Genomic DNA, 20,886 nt, shown 5'->3' with positions numbered 1-20,886 from the left:
GCGGCGCGGGGCTAGGTCTGGGCCCGACCGAGGGACCGACCGCGCGATGACCCAGCCGCTCTTGCAGATCGACGGCCTGACGAAGGCCTATCCGGGCGTGGTCGCCAATGACGACGTGTCGATGGCGATCCGGCCGGGCGAGGTCCACGCGCTTCTGGGCGAGAACGGCGCCGGGAAGTCGACGCTGGTCAAGATGATCTTCGGCCTCGTCCGGCCGAACGCGGGCCGGATGGAGATGAACGGCGCGCCCTATGCCCCGACCTCGCCCGAGGCCGCGCGCGCGGCCGGTGTGGGCATGGTGTTCCAGCATTTTTCGCTGTTCGAGGCGTTGAACGTTGCGGAAAACGTGGCACTGGGCATGTCCGACCCACCCCCGATCAAGGACCTTGCCCCCCGTATCCGCGACGTAAGCCAGAGCTATGGTCTGCCGCTGAACCCGGGGAACATCGTCGGCGATCTGTCCGCCGGCGAACGCCAGAGGGTCGAGATCGTGCGCTGTCTTCTCGGGGCGCCCAAGCTTCTGATCATGGACGAGCCGACCTCGGTCCTGACCCCGCAGGAGGTCGACCTGCTGTTCGCGACCCTTCGCAAGCTGCGCGACGAGGGGACGTCGATCCTGTATATCTCGCACAAGCTCGAAGAGATCCGGGCGCTGTGCGACACCGCGACGATCCTGCGCGGCGGCACGGTGGTGGCGAGTTGCACACCTGCGGAGGAGACCGCCGGGCGGCTGGCCGAGGTGATGGTGGGCCGCCGGCTGGAGGCCCCGCAGCGGCCCGGGACCGCGCGGGACGAGATCGCGGTGCAGATCGACGGATTGTCCCTGCCCCCGGCGCACGAATTTGGGGCGTCATTGAAGGACGTCTCGTTGACGCTGAACGCGGGAGAGGTGCTGGGCATCGGAGGCGTGGCGGGCAACGGACAGGACGAATTGCTGGCCGCGCTGGCCGGCGAGACGCTGTCCGCGCCCGGCACGATCCGGATGGAGGGCCGGGACCTGTCGCGTTTGGGCCCGGAAGCGCGCCGCCGCGCCGGGCTTTTGACCGCCCCGGAAGAACGGTTGGGCCATGCGGCGGCCCCGGATCTGAGCCTGACGGAAAACGCCCTGCTTTCGGCCGCAACGCGCGAGCGGCTGGTGTCGCGCGGCTTCATCGACTGGTCCCGCACGCGCCGCTTCGCCGAAGGGGTGATCGACCGCTTCGACGTGCGCACGCCGGGGGCGGGCACGGCCGCTGGGGCACTGTCCGGCGGGAACCTGCAGAAATTCGTCATCGGGCGCGAGATCGCGCAGACGCCCCGGGTGCTGGTGGTGAACCAGCCGACATGGGGCGTCGATGCCGCCGCCGCCGCGACCATCCGCCAGGCCCTTCTGGATTTGGCGGCGGACGGGTCGGGTGTCATCGTCATAAGCCAGGACCTGGATGAGCTGATGGAGGTTTCGGACCGTTTCGCCGCGCTGACCGAAGGCCGCCTTTCCCGCTTCCGCCCCGCTGCCGGGCTGACGGTCGAACAGATCGGCCTGATGCTGGGCGGCGCCCATGACATGGAGCCTGCCCATGCCGACTGACCCCGTGGCCCGCCCGTGATCTCGCTCGTTCGCCGCCCCCAACCGTCGCGCGTCTGGGCTTGGGCCACGCCCATCCTCGCGGTTCTGCTGACGGTGATTGCCGGCAGCCTGATGTTCGCCGCCCTGGGGAAAGACCCTGTGGCCGCGATCAGGACGATCTTCTACGATCCGCTGTTCGACCCTCAATTCGCGGGCTATTCGCGGCCGCAGCTTCTGGTGAAGGCCGGTCCGCTCATCCTGATCGCAACGGGGCTCGCGTTGGGGTTCAAGGCGGGTGTCTGGAACATCGGGGCGGAAGGGCAATACATCATGGGGGCCATTGCCGGCGCAGCTGCCGGCCTAGCGCTTTACCCTATCGAGGCGACCTTCATCTTTCCCCTCATGGTCATCGCGGGTGCGCTTGGCGGCTGGATCTGGGCGATGATCCCGGCCATCCTGAAGACCCGCTTCAACACGAACGAGATCCTGGTCTCCCTTCTCCTCGTCTACGTGGCCGAGAACCTCCTGGCTTCCGTCGCGGTAGGCGCGCTTCGCAATCCCGAGGGCGGCGGCTTTCCCGGCTCGCGCAACCTGGCGCAATGGGCGTCCTCGGCGAACGCCGAGCTGATCGCGGATACCGGCCTGCACTGGGGCGTCGTCGCCGCCATCATCGCGGTGATCTTCGCCTATGTCCTGCTGCATCGGCACCTGACGGGCGTGCATATCCGGCTGGCCGGCCAGGCCCCGCGCGCGGCGCGGTTCGCGGGGGTAAACCCCAATCGCCTTGTCGTCTTCTGCTTCGCGATCTCGGGCGCGCTGGCCGGCCTTGCCGGCATCTTCGAGGTGACGGGACCCGCCGGGCAGATCTCGATCGATTTCAACGTGGGCTACGGGTTCACAGCGATCATCGTGGCCTTCCTCGGCCGGTTGCATCCCGTCGGGATCCTCTTGGCGGGGCTCTTGATGGCGCTGACCTATATCGGTGGCGAACTCGCCAGCTTCATGCTGGGCATTCCCGCCGCGGCCATCCAGGCGTTTCAGGGCATGCTGTTGTTCTTCCTCCTCGCCGTGGACGTTCTGACCCATTACAGCATCCGCCTGGGATCGAAGCGGCTCGCATGATCTTCACCCTTGTCGAAATACCCAAATTCCCCCGCAGCAAAGGAGCCCGTCCTTGGACCTGAGCGCGATTTCCCCTGCCCTGCTACTGGCCTCCCTGATGATCGGGGCGACGCCCCTCCTGCTCGCGGCGCTTGGTGAACTGGTCGTCGAACGTGCGGGCGTCCTGAACCTCGGGGTCGAGGGTATGATGATCCTGGGCGCCATCTGCGGCTTCGCCATGGCGGTCGAGACGGGATCGCCGCCGCTTGGCTTTCTTGCCGGCGCGGTCGGTGGCGCGCTTCTGTCCCTGGTCTTTGCCGTCCTGACGCAAATCTTCCTGGCCAATCAGGTGGCGACGGGTCTGGCGCTGACGCTGTTCGGTCTGGGTCTGTCGTCGCTCCTCGGGCAGGGCTATGTGGGGATCAAGCCGCCCTCGACCGCCCGGCTGGACCTCGGGCCGCTGTCGGACATCCCGCTTCTGGGCCGCGCATTTTTTTCGCATGACTGGATGGTCTATCTCAGCTTGTTCCTGACGCTTGCCACATGGTTCTTCCTGTCGCGAACCCGCGCCGGCCTTAAACTGCGCGCGATTGGCGAGAACCACGAAGCCGCCCATGCCCTGGGCCTTCACGTCGTGGCGATCCGCTTCGCCGCCATCGCGTTCGGGGGGGCCATGGCGGGCCTCGGCGGGGCTTATCTTTCACTGGTGCGCGTCCCGCAATGGACCGAAGGGATGACCGCGGGGGCGGGGTGGATCGCGCTGGCCATCGTCGTCTTCGCCTCATGGCGGCCGGGACGAGTGCTGCTGGGGGCGTATCTCTTCGGCGGGGTGACTGTCCTTCAGCTCAACCTGCAAGCGGCCGGGTCGGCCCTTCCGGTCGAGTACCTGTCGATGTCGCCCTACGTCGTCACGATTCTCGTCCTCGTTCTGATCTCGGCCCGCCGATCGCGCGGCACCGCAGCGCCCGCCAGTCTTGGAAAGCCGTTCCACGCCGTCTCTTGACGATCGCGCGCCGGCCTGTCGGCTCGGACGCGCATCGAAACCGCCCATGCCGGGCCCGTTCTGCCGATTTTCCGGGCACTCGCCTGTTTCCGCCGCATTCGCAAACTTGCGCCCGCGGCCTCGGCCCATCATGATCGCGCCAATGAACAACGGGAGAATACATATGCTTCGCAGAACCCTTCTGGGCGCCGCCGCGACGACCCTTGCCCTTTCCACCGGCGCTTTCGCCCAGGACGAGCCCACGAAGGTCGGCTTTGTCTATGTCGGCCCGGTCGGCGACGGCGGCTGGACCTACGAACATGAACAGGGCCGCCTTGCGGTCGAGGAAGCTTTTGGCGACCAGGTCGAAACCGTCTTCCAGGAAAGCGTGCCCGAAGGCGCGGATGCCGAACGTGTGATGACCCAGATGGCACTGTCGGGCGCCGATCTGATCTTCACGACGTCGTTCGGATACATGGACCCCACCATAAACGTCGCGCAAAAATTCCCCGACGTGAAGTTCGAACACGCCACAGGCTACAAGACCGCCGACAATGTCGCGAACTATTCGGCCCGCTTTTATGAAGGGCGCATGGTCCAAGGCCATATCGCCGGCAAGATGACCGAAACGAACAAGATCGGCTACATCGCTTCTTTCCCGATCCCCGAGGTCATCCGCGGCATCAATGCCAGCTTCCTGGCGGCGAAGGCCGTCAATCCCGATGTCGAGTTCAACGTCGTCTGGGCGTTCACCTGGTTCGACCCGGCCAAGGAATCCGACGCCGCGCGCGCCCTGATCGAACAGGGGGCCGACGTCATCCTTCAGCACACCGACTCGACCGCGCCCCAGGCCGCCGCAGCCGATGCCGGCGACGTCATCACCTTCGGGCAGGCTTCGGACATGTCCGAATATGCGCCGATGCCGCGCGTCAGCTCGATTATCGACAACTGGGGCCCTTACTATGTCGAGCGGGTCGGTCAGGTCATGGAGGGCACATGGGAGCCGCATTCGATCTGGTACGGCATCGACGAAGGCATGGTGAAGATCGGCGAGATCTCGGACGCCGTCCCCGAGGAGGTGAAAGCCGAAGCCCTGGCCATGCGCGATGCGATTGCCGCGGGCGAGTTGCACCCTTTCACCGGCCCGATCAACCGCCAGGATGGGACCGAATGGCTGGCCGAGGGGGAAACCGCGGATGACGGGACCCTTCTCGGGATGGACTTTTACGTCGAAGGATTGACCGGCGACATTCCCAACTGATCGCACTACCACCTTTGAAAGGCCGACGGGCGCCCCCAACAGGGCGCCCGTTCCTCGTTTCAGCCCGGTAAGAACCAGCTCGGATACTGATCTGCCGGCCGCGCATCGCTCAGAAGCGGACAACCCAGCGTCATGCGAAACGCCGATTCCAGCTCCTCCGCCGTCTCGGCGGCCAGGTACAGACCGCCTGTTTGATGGGCCATGCAGGCCGGCGCCTGCTCGGCTGGGGGTGCGGATATACCCTCGGCTTCGACGCGACGAAAATCCACGACATGGATGACGGTGCGAACGCCCGTATCGGCCAGACGTTTCGCCGTGGCGCACACCGCGCCGCCGCAGGTTTCCTCTCCATCCGTTATAAGGACGATGGTGGATGCGCGGGTTTCATGCCGCAGAACATCGGCCGCGGCTTCGACCGCGGCTGTCATGGGCGTGTCCCCGAATGGTTCCATCCGGTCGACCTCTGCCGCGATGGCAGAGGCTGCGCCCGGGGTCGGGGACAGGCGCAGGTGGATGTTGACGCACATCCCCCGCAACTTGCCCGGCCCGTACGTCAAAAGCCCGATACGGCGTTCCTGCGGGATGCTGGGCAGGCTGCGCGACAGGGCTTGCCGCGCCTCGTCGATGCGCGAGGCAGCACCTGCGTGATAGCCGCGTGTCGCCATCGACCCCGAACCGTCGAAGACCAGCATTGCGTCGTCATAGCAGCCAGCCGCCGCGAGCGAAGGAAGTGTGGCGCCGATCAGAAGCGCCGAAAGTGTGGATCGAAACATGGGCTCTTCTCCATGGTTGATCCTCCCCTTGTGGTAAGACCGGTTCGACCGGCCGTGTTTGCCCGGCATTGGCTGCCCCTGCGCCGCCACGGGAACATTGCCGTGACGCAGGCCAGCCAAGGCCACGTTCTTGGTCATGCCCCTTGCGATACTCGAATTGGGCCCGACGATCCCGGCTTGCGGTCGCCCGGGCGATCAAATCGGGGCCGGCCCCGGTGGGATGCCGCACAAGTCGGCAGGTTGCCCCCCGCATGTCTGTTTTCCGTCCATTGCGCGAACGGCACCCCCGGGACGCGCGGCCCGAAAGCTGTCGCGCGGGCCCGTCTCGGCGCCATTCGGCCATGCAGGCAGAGGGGCCTTGCCATCCCGAGGCGCAACCGCAATTTCGAGGGCATGAGCAATGTGACCTCGCCCGACGGCACCCCGCCTTCCGCCCTGTCCTTCGGCGCCATGCAGTTCGGCGGCACCGCCGACGAAGATGCCAGCCGCGCCATGTTCCGCGCCTGCCGAGAGCGCGGGATCAACATGTTCGACACCGCCCATGTCTATACCGATGGCCGCTCGGAAGAGATCCTGGGAAAGCTTGCCGCGGTCGAGCGCGAGAAAATCATTCTGGCGTCGAAGGTCAACATGCGGCGCGGGAACTCGGCCACGTCGATCCGGGAAAGCTGCGACGAAAGCCGGACCCGTCTTGGGGTCGATACGATCGACCTCTACTACCTTCATCGCTTCGACCCTGAAACGGACCTAGAGGAGACGTTCGAGGCGTTGTCGATCCTGAAGAACCAGGGCTGGATCCGCGCCATCGGCGTGTCCAACTTCGCCGCGTGGCAGGTGATGAAGGCGCAAGCCGTGGCCGCCCGCTTCGACATCCGGATCGACGCCATCCAGCCCATGCTGAACCTCGTGAAGCGCCAGGCCGAGGTCGAGATCCTGCCCATGGCCGAGGATCAGAAGATCGACGTCTATCCTTATTCGCCCCTCGGGGGCGGGCTGCTGACGGGCAAATATCGCGCGGGCGGCGAAGGGCGGCTGCGCGACTCCGAGATGTATGCCAAGCGCTATGCCTCGGACTGGATGCACAACACGGCCGCCGATCTTGCGACGCTCGCCCGCGGGTATCGCATGGACCCAGCGACTTTGGCGGTTGCCTGGGCCATGCACCGTCCGGGTGTGACGTCCCCCATCATTTCAGGTCGCTCGGTCGAACAGCTTCTGCCGTCGCTCGACGCACTGACCTTCGACTGGAATGACGACATTGCAGCCCGCGTCACGGCCCTGACCCGGCAGCCTGCCCCGGCGACGGACCGGTCCGAGCAGGACTGACCCCCGTCCGGTTGATCGAAAGATGGCGTAAGGGAAGGAAAATTGGGAACGGAACGTCCCGAGGTCATCGTGTTTCGAACTGCTTTCGCCCTGCTTCTTCTCACTTCGCCCGCCCTTGCGCAGGACCGCCTCAAGCGGATGGAATTCCTGTCCGAGAAGATGACGACGCGCATGCTTCAAAACGCCCTGAATGGCGACACGACCGGCGTCGAAAATGTCCGCCCTCGAATGGGACGTAGAGATGCGCAGCGCCGCCGATTGCGTGCTGCAAGCCTATATTGCCGAGACATCGCAAGACGGCATCGACGCCCTGTTGACGCGAATGGAAGGCGTTCTGGAAGAGGACAATGGAACCATAGAGGAGATGTCGGAGCGCTTCGCCTCCCCCGACGGGGCCCTGCCCGAGAATCTTGCGACCGGGATAAATCGCAGTTGCGGAGATGGAGTTTCAGATGCGACGGATGCAACAATCCGGCCTGATGCAAGCGTTGACAGAGCGCGGCGCCTTCGATTGATGACGGGATGACGAGAGCGTGACCGGCCTGCCCGTTTGCGCCGGAATGCGCGATTGCGTCCCCATTCGGAACAGGGTCAGACTTGGGTATGCGACGCCCCCGCGGCGCGCGTCCCTTTCAGTCCCGGGTTGTCCATGTTTCGTCGCAGCTTTCTTCTGTTCTCCCTCGCCGCCTGCGCCCGACCGGCCGCGCCACCGATTATCGGCCGGGCCATTCCGCCCGATTTCGGCGATGTCGATCCGACCGATTGGGGTGGGCGCGGACCAGACCGTTTCCCGGTGCATGGCATCGACCTAAGCCGATGGCAGGGCGACATCGACTGGACCGCCGCCCGCGCCGCCGGAGTCAACTTCGCCTGGATCAAGGCAACCGAAGGGGGCGACCGGATCGACCCGATGTTCGCTGCCCATCACGATGCCGCCCAGCGCGCGGGGGTCGCGGTCGGGGCCTATCACTTCTTCTACTGGTGCGGTCCGCCCGAAACGCAGGCCCGCTGGTTCATACAGAATGTCCCCCGCCGTGCGGGCGATCTGCCGCCGGTCCTCGACCTTGAATGGACGCCCTTCTCTCCCACCTGCACGGTGCGCCCGCCCGCAGCCGAAGTGCGCGACCGCGCCACCCGCTTCATGTCGATCCTCGCGCGGCACTACGGGCAGATGCCGCTGATCTATACCACGCGCGAGTTCTATCCCGAGAACCAGATCGCCCGCCTGGGTGCCGAGACGTGGCTGCGATCGACCGCGCGGCCAGTCGAGGATGCTTATCCCGGAGCCCCTTGGCGGGTCTGGCAATACACCGCGACCGGCCGGGTTCCGGGGATCTCGGGGAATGTCGATCTCAACGCGTTCAACGGGTCCGAAGGCGCATGGCACGCTTGGCGCGCTGCCCGGTCCATCCTTTAGCCAGCGGCGCGCGCTCTGATCAGCGTCAGGCGGCGCGGTGCCCGGGCACGGCAAGGCGACGCGCCGCGACCAGCAGGCCACCGATCAGCAACACCGGAAGGACGAGGACCTTGAAGATATAGACGGACAACAGACTGACCAGACTACCGACCAGTTCATCCGCGCGGTTCGACAGGTTGCCGGCCAGGGTCTGATAGCGTTCGACTTGATCCATCATCGCCCGGAAGCCGGACTCGGCTTCGACCCCTTCGACGGTCGCCGTGATTTCGGACACGATGCGGCTGTGTTCCAACCAAGTCTCGGCCACCAAGCGGTCCGCAACGAGGCCCGAGATCAGGAAAGCCAGCGGGATACCAAGCCCCAGAAAGCCGCCATAGATCGTCAACTGCCGCGGCACCCCGCCCAAAGGACGGCTGCGCCCGCTGGCGACGACCGCGGCCCAAAGCACCGCCGCCCCCCCGAGCATGGCAAAACCGACCGCCCCCAGCGGTCCCATGGTCACCGCAAGAACGCCAGAGGCCAGCATGACCGCGAAAACCACCGCTGCGATCCGTTCGACAGTGTCATCGATGGGCTCGAGCACTTTCAACGGCTGCGCCGATCCCGACCCGATCAGAGAGACACCGACCTCGATCTCCTGCGCCGAGGACAGGAAGGCGTTCAGCGTTCTGAGAGTGACGTAAGTCGCCGAAGCCGAAACGCTGATCCCGCGGGCATACTCGGCGGCCCTTGCGCTTTGCGGCAGGTCACGATGATTGACCGAAGCGAAGAAGGCCAGCCCCGCCAAGGCCAACAGGCAAAGTGCACCGACCACTCGGGTCCAGGTGTCCCTCATCGCGGGGTACTCCGTTGTGATATGGTGGCACTCTTAAGTCCTTCCCACCGCAGTGTATGCCCATTCGCAGCCCGCGGTCGCCATGTCGGCGGGAAGACGCCCCTCCATTCCCGGCGCGCAACCCGGTGAAACTTCCCAGCTCGCACAACAACGGCGGTGGACCCTGGGTCAGCCGAAACCCGGAGTGCAGATTTTTTCGGGAAGAATGACATGCGAACAGCCGCACCATCTGTTGGTGCGGCTGCTGAAGACACTTTACGGTGGCCGGGTCGTATTATTCGACGACGCGCACGATCTGACGTGTCTCGGGGTCGATGAGGACCGGGGTTCCGTTGACATATGCGTAGTAATAGTCGTCGTTCGGGACCTCATAGACGTCGACACCTTCAGGGATCCCGGCACCTGCCACAAGATCACCCTCGAGATTGACAGGCTCGACCGGGTTCGCGCGAACGTAATCCATCGTCTCGCCGGCGATGTCGGTTTCGGCACCGACGACCGCCCCGGCGGCAGCACCCGCCGGACCCGCGATGAGAGCGCCGACCGCAGCACCCGTGACCGCGCTTGCGCCCGTGCTGTCAGCCGAAGCGTCAAGCTCCGCGATGACTTCCGCGCGCGGCAGCGAGGGGATGACGCCACGCGTCAGCGCTTGGGCAAAGCTGGAATACTGGTCGTCGACGACCACAGCCATATACTCGGCAAAGGCCCACCCGGTGGTGCCTTCGTGCACGACCTCGCACCAAAGACCCGACGCAATACACCGTGTGACGGTCAGACCGTCCGCCGCAGCGATTGGGGAAATAACGTCGAACTCTTCCCCGGGGCCCGCACGAAGATTCATGTCGGTACTTGCCGATGCGGGAACCTCGGCTTGCGCCGCTCCGGCGATGGTCAGGGCAGATACGCCGGCAATCAGATATGTCTTCAACATTAATCAGTCCTCAATCGAGAAGCGCCGGGTGACTCCCGGCAAGTTATGATAAAGAACGAAGACTGGGCATCCCGTGTTCCCGATGAGCAAAGGAAAGGCATGATGGCAGAGACTTCGGTCGAGATTTTGGAAGGCTCCCTGCCGGACGGGCGGCGGATCCGCCGGTTCGCCATGGCAAATGAGACGCTTTCACTGGGCATTCTGGATTTTGGGGCCGCGTTGCATGGGCTGACGGCCTTCGATCATCCCGATCCACTGACCCTGGGGTCGTTGGACGCAGCGGCCTATGCCGGGATCTTCCAGAACTTCGGAACCGTCGTTGGGCCGGTGGCCAACCGCATCGCGGGAGCCGAGGCCCAGATCGACGGCCGGACGTTGCGGTTCGACGCCAATCAGGATGGCCGCCATACGCTGCATTCCGGGTCCGCCGGGATCAACACCAAGACCTGGACCCTGGCGCGGCACGACTCGGATCATGTCGAGATGACCATCGACCTTCCCGAAGGCGAAGGTGGCCTGCCGGGCAATCGCAGGATCACGTCACGTTACCGGTTGGACGGGGCCATCCTGATCCACGAACTCGAGGCCGAAACCGATGCGCCGACGTTCATGAACCCCGCGCTTCACGGGTACTGGACAATGCAGCCGCCGGAAATGACCTGGGCGGGGCAAAGGCTGACCATTCACGCAGACACCTACCTGCCGGTGGATGATGATATCCTGCCCACCGGGGAAATCCGATCGGTAGAAGGCACCGATTTCGATTTCCGAAAACCCCGGGCGCTCGATCCCCGGAACCTGCCGGATTTCGACCACAATTTCTGCCTCGCGACCGCCCCGAGGGACCTTTCGCCTGCGCTACGCTTGGAAAGCGACGCGACGGGGCTGGCCATGACGGTCCATACCACTGCACCCGGGCTGCAAGTTTTCGGAATGCACCCGTTCTCGGTCGAGAACGAGAGGACGGTACACGGTGTCCCCTATCCGCATCGGGCCGGCTTTGCGATCGAACCGCAGATGTGGCCGGATGCTCCGGGGCGTGACCGTTGGCCCGGGATCGTCCTGCGCCCAGGCGACACTTTCCGCCAAGCCTCGCACTATTCGTTCAAACGGCTGAAGGGGAACTGAGGCCCGCACACCGGATTCCGGCAGTAGGGCCTGTTCTCCGGGCTGAACCCATGCGCGCAGTTTCCCACGGGATCGCGTCGCGATGTCGCGATCCCGTGGGGGACCCGGACGGAGTCTCCCGCAAAATAGCTAAGATCGTCTTTTCCGACTATTTTAGGTCGAAATCTCAAACCAAAACAGCGCATTGCCTTGGAGCAGCCCTGCCCCACGTCCCGACCCGATCGCGTTAAAAGTCGGAAAGGTCGGCGCATGCCCAAGACTCCCCCTGATCTACGTCGCCCGGGCGTTTCCCGCCGCGGGTTTCTGCAAGGCAGTTCGGTCGTGGCCGGATCGCTTGGAATTGCGGCCGGTGCCGCGCAGGCCCAGGATTCGATGCCCAGCGCCGAGGCGCGAACAATCACGATGAACGTGAACGGCAAGGTCCGGTCCCTGTCTGTCGAACCGCGCACCACACTGGTGGAAGCGCTGCGTGACACTCTGGGCATGACCGGCACCAAGATCGGGTGCAACCAGGGTCAATGCGGCGCGTGTACGGTTCTGTTGAACGGCATGCGGGTGAATTCGTGCCTGACACTGGCCGTCATGGCCGAAGGCGCCGAGGTCGTCACGGTCGAGGGGCTGGCCGACCCGAACGGCGACCTTCACCCCATGCAGGCCGCCTTTGCCGAGAACGACGCCTTCCAATGCGGGTACTGCACGCCCGGTCAGATCATGTCGGCCATTGCCTGCATCGACGAAGGGCATGCCGGCGACGAGGCCGAGATCCGCGAATACATGAGCGGCAACCTGTGCCGGTGCGGCGCCTATCCCAACATCGTGGCCGCCATCGTGCAGGTCCGCGACAGCCAGCAGGGGTGAGACAATGAAGAGATTTGCCTATTCCCGTCCGACCTCTGTGTCCGACGCGTCCGACGATGCCGCCGAAGACGGCACGCAGATCATCGCCGGCGGCACCACGATGGTGGACCTGATGAAGATCGGCGTCCTCGAACCCGAGGCGCTGGTCGACATCACCGGGCTTCGCGATCTGGAGAGGTACGAGGTTGGCGCTGACCGCATGCGGTTCGGCGCGCTGGCGAAGATGTCAACCGTGGCCGACGACCCGGCCGTGATCGACGCGTTCCCTGCGCTGTCAGATTCGCTCTGGAAAGCCGCCTCGCCGCAGTTGCGCAATGTCGCGACGCTTGGCGGGAACATCCTGCAGCGCACCCGCTGCCCGTATTTCCGCGACACGGCCTATGCCCAGTGCAACAAGCGCAATCCCGGCTCGGGCTGTGCCGCGCTGGACGGGGGCGAGACGGGGATGCACGCGATCTTCGGCGGCTCGGACGCGTGCGTCGCCATGTATCCCGGCGATTTCGCGCAGGCCCTGGTCGCCTTCGATGCCGAGGTCACGACCCGCGGCCCCGGCGGCACGCGGAGCATTCCCTTCGCGGACCTGCACGTCCTGCCCGGGGACGATCCCCATATCGAAACAGTGCTGGAGCCCGGAGAGATCGTGACCGAGATTGCGCTGCCGATGATCCCGGCCATGCGGAACAGCTTCTACATGAAGGCTCGCAACCGCGAGAGCTATGCCTTCGCCGCAGCCTCGGCCGCCGTCGGGATCGAGATGGACGGTGACACCGTTCGCGATGTCCGCATCGCGCTTGGTGGCGTCGCGGCCACGCCGTGGCGTGCCACCGCGGCCGAGGAGTCGCTGAAAGGCGGCCCCCTGACCGAAGAGACCGCGCGCGAGGCCGGACGGATCGCGTTTCAGGACGCCGAACCCCTGGAAGGTTCGGCCTACAAGATCGAACTGGGCGCCGACGTTGTGGCGGGCGCCCTGATGACCGCGAAATCCCGCATGGGAGGCGAATGATGGCCCAGACGATCAACACCGAAGTCACCCGCACCGACGCGCGCCGCAAGGTCACCGGCACGGCGACCTACGCCGCGGACGAGACGCCCTCGGGCATGCTCCATGGCGCGCTCGTGTGTTCGGCCATCGCGGTCGGGCAGGTCACCGCGATCGACACCTCGGCGGCCGAGTCCGAGCCGGGCGTTGTCGCGGTCTTCACGCACGAGACGCTGCCGGACTACAAGACGGTCAAGGGCTTCTATGCCGGCGGTCCGGGCTCGTCTTCGTTCTGGCCGATGGAGGGCACGGACATCCGCTATGCCGGCCAGCCCGTCGCATACGTCGTGGCCGAAACCGCGGCCGCCGCGCGTCGCGGCGCGGACTTGGTAAACGTGACCTACCAGGAGGCCGACGGGTCGATCCACATGGACCCCGAAGACAGCTTCGTCGTGGGCGCCGGCGAAGACAGCGAAGGCATGGTCCTGACGAAGGGCGATCTGCAAGCCGGCCTCGACGAGGCTGCGCAGACGGTGGACATGACCTTCACCACGCCGTTCCAGCATCACAACCCGATGGAGATGTTCTCGGCCACGGCCGAATGGCGCGGCGACCGGTTGACCGTGTGGATGCCCTCGCAATCCGTGCGGACCCTGCGTCACGGCATTGCCGGGGCTTACGGGCTTCCGGAAACCAGCGTCCGGGTGATCTCTCCCTTCGTGGGGGGCGCGTTCGGATCGAAGGCGGGGATCACGCCCTACGCGATGCTGACCATCGCGGCGGCCAAGGGCGTCGGCGCCCCGGTCCGGCTGATCGTGACCCGTCCGCAGATGTATACTGTGGCCACCTTCCGCCCCGAAAGTCGGCAGCAGTTCCGCCTGGGGGCCGACGCGCAAGGGCGCCTGACCGCGTTCGAACATGTCGAGATCGCCCAGACCCCGCAGTTCGGGGAAATCGTCAATCCCGGCACGCATATCACGCGGGCAATGTATGCCTGCCCGAACATCCACACCGAACAGCGTCTGGCCCGGTCGGACACCAATTCGGGCGGGTTCATGCGCGCCCCGAACGAGATGCAGACCTTCTTCGGCCTGGAATCCGCGATGGATGAGCTCGCGTGGAAACTGGGGATGGACCCGGTCGAACTTCGCCGCGTGAACGACACGATGACCCATCCGACCGAGGATGTCCCGTTCTCGTCCCGGTCGCTGATGGAAAGCTACGATGCCGTCAGCAACAGCTTCGGCTGGGACCAGCGCGGGCGCGAGATCGGGTCGATGACCGATGGCGACTGGTTGGTGGGCTATGGCTGCGCGACGGCCACCTATCCCACCAACATCCTCGCCTCGAACGCGCGGGTGCGGGCCCAGGGCACGGGCAACGCCTATGTCGAACTGGCCGCCCACGATGTGGGCACCGGAACCTACACCATCATGGCACAGATCGCCGCCGCGCGACTTGGCCTGCCGGTAGAGGCGGTCGATGTCGTGATGGGCGAGGCCGATCTGCCCGTCGCCCCGATCTCGGGCGGGTCGACCACCGCGGCCTCGGCCGGGTCGGCCGTTCACGACGCTTGCGTGAAGATTGCGCAGCAATTGGCCACGCAGATCTCTGGAATGTCCGAAGGCCCGCTGTCGGGCGTCGATCCCAGCCGCATCACCCTCGACGACGGCACGCTTCGTGGACCCGACGGACAGAGCCAGAGCGTGATGGAAGCCCTTCAGATGATCCCCGAGGGCGAGATCGAGGTGGTGGGCACGTTCCGCCACCCGGCGCTGACGGACCAGCTGATCAAGGCGACCTTCTCGGGCGGATACGGCACCGCGGGACCTGTGACGCCCGAGTTTGCCATGTTCGCCTTCGGGGCCGAAATGGTCGAGGTGCGGATCCACAAGTACACCCACGAGATCCGCGTGCCCCGCATCCACAGCGCCTTTGCCGCTGGCACTTGGCTGAACCGCAAGACGGCCCACAGCCAGCTGATGGGAGGGATGATCTGGGGCATCTCCTCGGCGCTGCACGAGGTGACCGAGACGGACAAGCCACGCTCTCGCTTCCTGAACGCCAACATCGCCGAATACCTGGTGCCGGTGAATGCCGACATCCGCGAGGTGCGGGTCGAGATGCTGGAAGAACAGGACGACTACGTGAACCCGCTGGGCGTGAAGGGCATCGGTGAGATCGGCATCGTCGGTACCGCGGCGGCAATCGGCAACGCGATCTATCACGCAACGGGCAAGCGGCTGACCGCACTGCCCATGACCATCTCGGACGTGCTGTCCACCTGATACCAAGCGCCCGGACCGGAGATCGGTCCGGGCGATCCCTTGCCGGGGGACAAGTCCGGTGTTGAGAAAACGTCACGCAACGTTGATACCGCACTCACGAATGTGACTGGAGTGACCCCATGAAGATCGCGATCCTCGGCGGCGACGGTTTCGTCGGCTGGCCCACCACCCTGCACCTGTCGAACCTCGGTCACGAAGTGCATATCGTGGACAACCTCTCTCGCCGCTGGATCGATACCGAACTGGGCGTGCAGTCCCTGACGCCCATGGATTCGATCCAGGAACGCTGCCGGATCTGGCATGACGTGACGGGGCGGCGGATCCGCTTCCACCTGCTGGATCTGGCCAAGGAATACGAGCGCCTGAAACAGTGGCTTGCCGAGGAGAAACCCGATGCCATCATCCACTTCGCCGAACAGCGGGCCGCGCCCTATTCGATGAAGACCGACCGCCACAAGGTCTATACCGTCGACAACAACGTCAGCGCGACCCACAACCTTCTGGCCGCGATGGTCGAGACGGGGATCGACGCGCATCTGGTCCACCTCGGGACCATGGGCGTCTATGGCTATTCCAGCGTCGGCGCACCGATCCCCGAAGGCTATCTGGACGTCGAGATCGACACGCCCAGCGGCAAGAAAGAGCAGGAGATCCTGTATCCGACCAAGCCCGGCTCGGTCTATCACATGACCAAGTCGCTCGATCAGATCCTGTTTCAGTTCTACGCCCAGAACGATGGCTTGCGGATCACCGACCTTCACCAGGGCATCGTCTGGGGCACCCACACCGACCAGACCCGCAAGCACGAACAGCTGGTCAACCGCTTCGACTATGACGGCGATTACGGCACGGTCCTGAACCGCTTCCTGATCCAGGCGGCGATCGGTTATCCGCTGACGGTGCACGGCACCGGCGGCCAGACCCGCGCCTTCATCCACATCCGCGACTCGGTCCGCTGCATCGAGCTGGCCCTTGGCGACGCGCCGAAAGCAGGCGAGCGGGTGCGCATCTTCAACCAGATGACCGAGACGCACCGCGTCCGCGACCTGGCCGAGATGATCGCTAAGATGACCGGCGCCAAGATCGCCAACCTGCCGAACCCCCGGAAGGAAGCGCCCGAAAACGACCTGATCGTCAAGAACGACCAGTTCCTGGCGCTCGGCCTCGACCCCACCACGCTGGAAGAGGGTCTTCTGGACGAGGTCGTCGAAGTGGCCCGGAAATACGCCTACCGCATCGACCGCAGCCGCGTGCCGGCCGTGTCGGGCTGGACCAAGGAGCTTGGCGCGAAGGTCGAGCGTGATCCGGAAGGCAAGGCGCTGAAGTCCGTCTCGTGAAACGGGCTTACGTCACACTGGTCACCAACGCGGATTTCGCGCTGGGGGCGAGGGCGCTGCTGAATTCGCTGGCGCTGACCGGCACCACGGCGCACCGGGTGGTGATGCATACGGGCGGCGTTCCGGCCGATGCTCTGGCGCCGCTGACGGCCGCTGGCGCGCGGCTGGTGGCGGTCGATCTGCTGTCGACCTCGGACGCATTCAACGCAGCACACCAGCGCGACCGTTTGCACGGGGCCGCCCCTTTCACGAAGGGCGACAAGCCCGCGTTTCACACGCCCTTGGACAACTTCGCCAAGCTGCGGCTGTGGCAGCTGGACTATGACCGGGTGGTGTTCCTGGATGCCGACACGCTGGTTCTGCGCAATATCGACAAGCTGTTCGACTACCCCGAGTTCTGCGCCGCGCCGAACGTCTATGAAAGCCTTGGCGACTTTCATCGCATGAACTCGGGCGTGTTCACCGCCCGCCCGGCCTCTGCGACCTTCGACGCGATGCTGGCCCACCTGGATCAGCCCGGCGCGTTCTGGCGCCGGACGGACCAGACCTTCCTGCAGGACTGGTTTCCCGACTGGCACGGGCTGCCGGTGACCTGCAACATGCTGCAATACGTCTGGTTCAACCTGCCTACCCTATGGGACTGGGACGCGATCCGCGTGCTGCATTTTCAGTACGAGAAACCGTGGCAGGATCATGCCAAGGCGGATCGGCTGCGCCCGCTGATCGATCTATGGCACCGATATGCGGCAGGCGACCGGCCGGACCTGTCTGCGATGCCGGACCCGCGATGAGGATTGCGGTCACGGGGGCAAGCGGCCTGGTCGGCTGGCCTGTCGCGCAATGGCTTGCGGCACGCGGACATACGATCACCGCCTTAGGGCGCCGCCGCGTGGCGGGGCTGTTGCACCGCGACTGGCAGCTGGGCGACGTGCCGGACCTGTCGGATCAGGACGCCCTGATCCACGCCGCCTTCCAACACGTGACCGGACGGTATCGCGGCGGAGAAGGCGACGATCCGGAGGGTTTCGTCCACGCCAACCTGGACGGGACCCTGGCGCTGTTCGAAGGCGCCGCTGCGCTGGGGCTTCGGACAGTCTTCCTGTCCAGCCGCGCCGTATACGGTGCCTACCCGCCCGGCACCCGTCTGTCGGAGGGGATGGAGCCGCAGCCCGACACCCTTTACGGACAGGTCAAACTGGCCGCCGAACGTGGCCTACCCCCGAACGGCACCGCGCTTCGCGCCACGGGGATCTATGGCCCCCCGGTTCCGGGACGCGGGCACAAGTGGCAGGATCTGTTCGCCGCGTTCGAGGCCGGCGACCGCCCCGCGCCCCGGATCGGCACCGAGGTTCACGCCCATGATGTCGCCGCTGCGGTGGAACTTGTCCTCGGCCTGACCGCGCCGCCGACTCTGCTGAACGTATCGGACATCGTGCTGGATCGGCGCGTCCTGCTGGAAACCAATACGCGCGTGTCGGGCAAGGCCGGGCCCCTCCCTGACCCCTCCGATCCGAAGACCGTCAACGAGATGGAGACCGCGATCCTGCGGGGCCTGGGATGGCAGCCGCAGGGCATGACCGGTCTGGCCGAGGCGTTGGCGGCGAACCTGGCCTACGACCGGTCCGCGGACTAGCGCACCAGCAGGATCGGGATCTTGCAGGTCCGGATCAGTTCCAGACTGGTCGAACCCACGAAAAGCGACCGCAGACGCGAGTGGCCCGAAGCCCCCAGGATCAGGTGGTCGAACCCGCGCTCGTCCACCAGCTTGCCGATGGCGCTTTCGGGCTGCCCCGACACGATCTCGGTTTCCGCTTCGAGGCCCGCCGCCGCGAGCATCGCCCGCGCGTCCTCCAGCCCCCGCTTCGCGCTGTCCGACGGCGATCCGACCGTCACGATGTGGACGGGCAGACCGGCGTAAAGCGGGCTTCTGGCGACATAATCCACCGCGCGCATGGCGCTGGCGCTGCCGTCATAGGCCAGAAGCACCTTCGCGACCGGGTGGAACGCGCGCGAAGCCACGAAAAGCGGCTTCGACACGGCGCGCATCACGCGCTCCAGGTTCGACCCCAGATGCCCCTTGGCGAAATCCACCGCCTCGCCGCGCTTGCCGACCAGGATCAGCTCGGCGTCCTTTTCCTTTTCCGTGACGGCTTCGATCAGATCGCCGTGGCGCAGATGCTCGGTCGCCTTCACACCCGCCTCGGTCATGAGGCCTTTCGCATCCTCGAGGATGGCGCGGCCGCGATGGACGACCAGCTTGGCGCGCTGCTCGTCCACGGTGGACAGCTCGTCCAGAAGCGCGCTGCGTGCCCCCAGCGCGATGGCGCCGGACAGATCGCCGCCCGACCCGCCTTCGCGACGGCCCAGGACGTGCATCAGCTGAACTTCCTGGCCCGTGCGGCCCGCGATCCACGCGGCGTGGTCACAGACGCTTTTCGAATAGGTGGAGCCGTCCACCAGCGCGATGATCTTCCCGGTCATGTCGTCTCCCTCCCTCAATGGGCCATCAGGTCGTCCATCGCGCCCGGCTTGTCATGCACCGCAAGCCGGTCGACGATGGTCTCGGACGCTTCGTTCATGCCCACGATCTCGACCTCGGACCCGTCCCTGCGGAACTTGAGCACGGCCATGTCCAGCGCCGCAACCGAGGAAATGTCCCAAATATGCGCGCGACTGACGTCGATCACGACCTTTTCGGCCGCCTCGCGGAAGTCGAACGCGTTCATGAAATCCTCGGACGAGGCAAAGAACAGCTGCCCTTCGACATGGTACGTCCGGACCCGCCCGTCCTCGGAGATCGAGGACGTGACCCGGAAGAACTGCGCGATCTTGCCTGCGAAGAACAGTCCCGACAGCAGGACGCCAACCAGCACCCCGATGGCCAGATTGTGGGTATAGACCACCACCGCCACCGTCGCCAGCATCACGACCGAGGACGACCGCGGATGCGTGCGCAGGTCCTTGATCGACGACCAAGAGAACGTCCCGATCGAGACCATGATCATGATCGCCACCAGTGCCGCCATCGGGATCCGCGCGACCACGTCGCCCAGCGCCACGACAAGGAACAGCAGCACCACGCCCGCGACGAAGCACGACAAACGGCCACGCCCACCCGACTTGATGTTGATGATCGACTGCCCGATCATCGCGCAGCCCGCCATGCCACCGATGAACCCGGTCGCGGTGTTGGCAAGCCCCTGCCCCACGCATTCCTGGTTCCGGTTCGACTTGGTATCGGTCAGGTCGTCGACGATGTTCGCCGTCATCAGGCTTTCCAGCAGACCAACCACGGCCACCGCGGCGGCGTAGGGAAAGATGATCGCCAGCGTTTCGAAGGTCAGCGGGATATCGGGGATAAGGAACACCGGCAGCGTGTCGGGCAGTTCGCCCATGTCGCCCACGGTGCGCACGTCCCAGCCCATCACCAGCACCACCGCCGTCAGCACGACGATAGTCACCAGTGGCGATGGCACCGCCTTGGTGAGGTATGGGAACAGGTAGATGATCCCGAGGCCCACCGCGACCAGCGGATAGGTCAGCCACGGCACGCCGATCAGCTCGGGGATCTGCGCCATGAAGATCAGGATCGCCAGCGCGTTGACGAACCCGGTCATCACGGATCGCGAGACGAAGCGCATCAGGTGCCCCAGCCCCGCCGCACCCGCGGCGATCTGCAAAAGCCCCGCCAACACGGTGGTGGCCAGCAGATATTGCAGCCCGTGATCGGCCACCAGCGTGACCATCAGCACGGCCGTGGCCGCAGTCGCGGCCGAGATCATGCCAGGCCGTCCGCCGGCGATGGCGGTGACCACGGCGATCGAGAACGAGGCGTAAAGCCCGATCTTGGGGTCCACGCCCGCGATGATCGAGAAGGCGATGGCTTCGGGGATCAGTGCGAGGGCCACGACGAGGCCCGACAGAAGGTCGCCCCGCACGTTGCCCAGCCACTGACGACGATAGGCGTCAAGGTTCATGAATCGAATGTCCCGTTCCAATCCGGCCGGGCGATGGTCCCGCCGGGGATCGTTGAAGTTTATCTACGGTTGCCCCGGCGGATCGGCGGCCGGGAGAGCCACCCGGGAGTTTCACCCGGGTCCGAACGATGTCTGCCCCCTAATGGG

The 20,886-nt window shown here is 65.4% G+C and carries 19 protein-coding genes and 1 other annotated feature; of the genes, 14 read left to right on the top strand and 5 right to left on the bottom strand.

Annotated elements, in window-relative coordinates; translation table 11 throughout:
* Positions 1 to 46 precede the first annotated feature (46 nt).
* The 4 genes from PAA8504_RS15770 to PAA8504_RS15755 all read left to right on the top strand — a co-directional run bounded on the left by PAA8504_RS15770 (position 47) and on the right by PAA8504_RS15755 (position 4,890).
* Positions 47 to 1,567 carry an ABC transporter ATP-binding protein gene (locus PAA8504_RS15770; RefSeq protein WP_108895156.1) on the top strand — a complete coding sequence of 507 codons (1,521 nt, stop codon included), beginning with the start codon at positions 47 to 49 and terminating at the stop codon, positions 1,565 to 1,567.
* A gap of 15 nt (positions 1,568 to 1,582) precedes the next feature.
* Entirely contained in the window at positions 1,583 to 2,668 is a 1,086-nt protein-coding gene (locus PAA8504_RS15765) for an ABC transporter permease (protein ID WP_108895155.1), read from the top strand.
* Positions 2,669 to 2,765: 97 nt separating this feature from the next.
* Complete coding sequence (locus PAA8504_RS15760) at positions 2,766 to 3,650, top strand: ABC transporter permease (RefSeq protein WP_370739699.1); 885 nt, start codon at positions 2,766 to 2,768, stop codon at positions 3,648 to 3,650.
* A gap of 163 nt (positions 3,651 to 3,813) precedes the next feature.
* A complete protein-coding gene (locus tag PAA8504_RS15755; RefSeq protein ID WP_108895153.1) occupies positions 3,814 to 4,890 on the top strand; it encodes a BMP family ABC transporter substrate-binding protein in 1,077 nt (358 codons plus the stop codon).
* A gap of 59 nt (positions 4,891 to 4,949) precedes the next feature.
* Here the strand turns inward: PAA8504_RS15755 and PAA8504_RS15750 are convergent, their stop codons facing one another.
* Positions 4,950 to 5,801, bottom strand: a complete 852-nt coding sequence (locus PAA8504_RS15750; RefSeq protein ID WP_108895152.1) for a vWA domain-containing protein — start codon at positions 5,799 to 5,801, stop codon at positions 4,950 to 4,952.
* A gap of 255 nt (positions 5,802 to 6,056) precedes the next feature.
* Between PAA8504_RS15750 and PAA8504_RS15745 the strand changes: the two genes are divergently transcribed.
* The 3 genes from PAA8504_RS15745 (at position 6,057) to PAA8504_RS15735 (ending at position 8,406) form a co-directional block, all read left to right on the top strand.
* Entirely contained in the window at positions 6,057 to 6,989 is a 933-nt protein-coding gene (locus tag PAA8504_RS15745; RefSeq protein WP_108895151.1) for an aldo/keto reductase, read from the top strand.
* A 214-nt stretch (positions 6,990 to 7,203) separates the two neighbouring features.
* Positions 7,204 to 7,515, top strand: coding sequence for a hypothetical protein (locus PAA8504_RS15740; RefSeq protein WP_108895150.1), 312 nt, complete (start codon positions 7,204 to 7,206; stop codon positions 7,513 to 7,515).
* Between the two features lie 123 nt (positions 7,516 to 7,638).
* Positions 7,639 to 8,406, top strand: a complete 768-nt coding sequence (locus PAA8504_RS15735; protein WP_108895149.1) for a GH25 family lysozyme — start codon at positions 7,639 to 7,641, stop codon at positions 8,404 to 8,406.
* 25 nt (positions 8,407 to 8,431) lie between these two features.
* Here the strand turns inward: PAA8504_RS15735 and PAA8504_RS15730 are convergent, their stop codons facing one another.
* Positions 8,432 to 9,241: a hypothetical protein gene (locus PAA8504_RS15730; RefSeq protein WP_108895148.1), complete on the bottom strand. Its 810-nt coding sequence runs from the start codon at positions 9,239 to 9,241 to the stop codon at positions 8,432 to 8,434.
* 274 nt (positions 9,242 to 9,515) lie between these two features.
* Complete coding sequence (locus tag PAA8504_RS15725; protein WP_108895147.1) at positions 9,516 to 10,172, bottom strand: DUF1236 domain-containing protein; 657 nt, start codon at positions 10,170 to 10,172, stop codon at positions 9,516 to 9,518.
* Positions 10,173 to 10,274: 102 nt separating this feature from the next.
* Between PAA8504_RS15725 and PAA8504_RS15720 the strand changes: the two genes are divergently transcribed.
* The 7 genes from PAA8504_RS15720 (at position 10,275) to PAA8504_RS15690 (ending at position 18,395) form a co-directional block, all read left to right on the top strand.
* On the top strand, positions 10,275 to 11,300 hold the full coding sequence (locus tag PAA8504_RS15720) for an aldose epimerase family protein (protein WP_181375823.1): 1,026 nt from the start codon (positions 10,275 to 10,277) through the stop codon (positions 11,298 to 11,300).
* Positions 11,301 to 11,549: 249 nt separating this feature from the next.
* Positions 11,550 to 12,158 carry a (2Fe-2S)-binding protein gene (locus PAA8504_RS15715; protein ID WP_108895145.1) on the top strand — a complete coding sequence of 203 codons (609 nt, stop codon included), beginning with the start codon at positions 11,550 to 11,552 and terminating at the stop codon, positions 12,156 to 12,158.
* A gap of 4 nt (positions 12,159 to 12,162) precedes the next feature.
* On the top strand, positions 12,163 to 13,161 hold the full coding sequence (locus tag PAA8504_RS15710) for an FAD binding domain-containing protein (RefSeq protein WP_108895144.1): 999 nt from the start codon (positions 12,163 to 12,165) through the stop codon (positions 13,159 to 13,161).
* The gene (locus PAA8504_RS15705; protein WP_181375822.1) at positions 13,161 to 15,425 is read left to right on the top strand and encodes a xanthine dehydrogenase family protein molybdopterin-binding subunit; all 2,265 of its coding nucleotides are present in this window, start codon (positions 13,161 to 13,163) and stop codon (positions 15,423 to 15,425) included. Before PAA8504_RS15710 ends, PAA8504_RS15705 begins: the two co-directional genes overlap by 1 nt.
* Positions 15,426 to 15,544: 119 nt before the next feature.
* On the top strand, positions 15,545 to 16,762 hold the full coding sequence (locus tag PAA8504_RS15700; protein WP_108895142.1) for an NAD-dependent epimerase/dehydratase family protein: 1,218 nt from the start codon (positions 15,545 to 15,547) through the stop codon (positions 16,760 to 16,762).
* Entirely contained in the window at positions 16,759 to 17,553 is a 795-nt protein-coding gene (locus PAA8504_RS15695; RefSeq protein ID WP_108895141.1) for a glycosyltransferase, read from the top strand. The genes PAA8504_RS15700 and PAA8504_RS15695 overlap by 4 nt, the downstream gene beginning before the upstream one ends.
* Positions 17,550 to 18,395: an NAD-dependent epimerase/dehydratase family protein gene (locus PAA8504_RS15690; protein ID WP_108895140.1), complete on the top strand. Its 846-nt coding sequence runs from the start codon at positions 17,550 to 17,552 to the stop codon at positions 18,393 to 18,395. Before PAA8504_RS15695 ends, PAA8504_RS15690 begins: the two co-directional genes overlap by 4 nt.
* Here PAA8504_RS15690 and PAA8504_RS15685 read toward each other — a convergent pair.
* Together PAA8504_RS15685 and PAA8504_RS15680 are read right to left on the bottom strand one after the other, a co-directional pair.
* Positions 18,392 to 19,243 (bottom strand): universal stress protein, encoded by an 852-nt coding sequence (locus PAA8504_RS15685; protein ID WP_108895139.1) that lies wholly within the window; start codon positions 19,241 to 19,243, stop codon positions 18,392 to 18,394. The two genes, PAA8504_RS15690 and PAA8504_RS15685, sit on opposite strands and share 4 nt — an antisense overlap.
* 14 nt (positions 19,244 to 19,257) lie before the next feature.
* Complete coding sequence (locus PAA8504_RS15680; RefSeq protein WP_108895138.1) at positions 19,258 to 20,739, bottom strand: SulP family inorganic anion transporter; 1,482 nt, start codon at positions 20,737 to 20,739, stop codon at positions 19,258 to 19,260.
* A 68-nt stretch (positions 20,740 to 20,807) separates the two neighbouring features.
* Positions 20,808 to 20,865, bottom strand: a sequence feature (sul1 is cis-regulatory element that is thought to sense ions involved in sulfur or methionine metabolism; They are found in Alphaproteobacteria).
* Between the last annotated feature and the right edge of the window lie 21 nt (positions 20,866 to 20,886).

The sequence above is a fragment of the Palleronia abyssalis genome, assembly GCF_900302445.1.
Lineage (GTDB): Bacteria > Pseudomonadota > Alphaproteobacteria > Rhodobacterales > Rhodobacteraceae > Palleronia > Palleronia abyssalis.
The sequence above is the reverse complement of the archived record's forward strand: the minus strand, read 5'-3'. Positions and strand labels throughout refer to the sequence as shown.

Excerpts from the sequence above, each read along its gene's own strand:
- PAA8504_RS15700 (WP_108895142.1), top strand. The coding sequence starts at position 15,545 with ATGAAGATCGCGATCCTCGGCGGCGACGGTTTCGTCGGCTGGCCCACC.
- PAA8504_RS15715 (WP_108895145.1), top strand. The coding sequence starts at position 11,550 with ATGCCCAAGACTCCCCCTGATCTACGTCGCCCGGGCGTTTCCCGCCGC.
- PAA8504_RS15770 (WP_108895156.1), top strand. The coding sequence starts at position 47 with ATGACCCAGCCGCTCTTGCAGATCGACGGCCTGACGAAGGCCTATCCG.
- PAA8504_RS15735 (WP_108895149.1), top strand. The coding sequence starts at position 7,639 with ATGTTTCGTCGCAGCTTTCTTCTGTTCTCCCTCGCCGCCTGCGCCCGA.
- PAA8504_RS15710 (WP_108895144.1), top strand. The coding sequence starts at position 12,163 with ATGAAGAGATTTGCCTATTCCCGTCCGACCTCTGTGTCCGACGCGTCC.
- PAA8504_RS15685 (WP_108895139.1), bottom strand. The coding sequence starts at position 19,243 with ATGACCGGGAAGATCATCGCGCTGGTGGACGGCTCCACCTATTCGAAA.
- PAA8504_RS15750 (WP_108895152.1), bottom strand. The coding sequence starts at position 5,801 with ATGACCAAGAACGTGGCCTTGGCTGGCCTGCGTCACGGCAATGTTCCC.
- PAA8504_RS15745 (WP_108895151.1), top strand. The coding sequence starts at position 6,057 with ATGAGCAATGTGACCTCGCCCGACGGCACCCCGCCTTCCGCCCTGTCC.
- PAA8504_RS15755 (WP_108895153.1), top strand. The coding sequence starts at position 3,814 with ATGCTTCGCAGAACCCTTCTGGGCGCCGCCGCGACGACCCTTGCCCTT.
- PAA8504_RS15760 (WP_370739699.1), top strand. The coding sequence starts at position 2,766 with ATGATCGGGGCGACGCCCCTCCTGCTCGCGGCGCTTGGTGAACTGGTC.
- PAA8504_RS15740 (WP_108895150.1), top strand. The coding sequence starts at position 7,204 with ATGTCCGCCCTCGAATGGGACGTAGAGATGCGCAGCGCCGCCGATTGC.
- PAA8504_RS15730 (WP_108895148.1), bottom strand. The coding sequence starts at position 9,241 with ATGAGGGACACCTGGACCCGAGTGGTCGGTGCACTTTGCCTGTTGGCC.
- PAA8504_RS15690 (WP_108895140.1), top strand. The coding sequence starts at position 17,550 with ATGAGGATTGCGGTCACGGGGGCAAGCGGCCTGGTCGGCTGGCCTGTC.
- PAA8504_RS15720 (WP_181375823.1), top strand. The coding sequence starts at position 10,275 with ATGGCAGAGACTTCGGTCGAGATTTTGGAAGGCTCCCTGCCGGACGGG.
- PAA8504_RS15705 (WP_181375822.1), top strand. The coding sequence starts at position 13,161 with ATGGCCCAGACGATCAACACCGAAGTCACCCGCACCGACGCGCGCCGC.
- PAA8504_RS15725 (WP_108895147.1), bottom strand. The coding sequence starts at position 10,172 with ATGTTGAAGACATATCTGATTGCCGGCGTATCTGCCCTGACCATCGCC.
- PAA8504_RS15680 (WP_108895138.1), bottom strand. The coding sequence starts at position 20,739 with ATGAACCTTGACGCCTATCGTCGTCAGTGGCTGGGCAACGTGCGGGGC.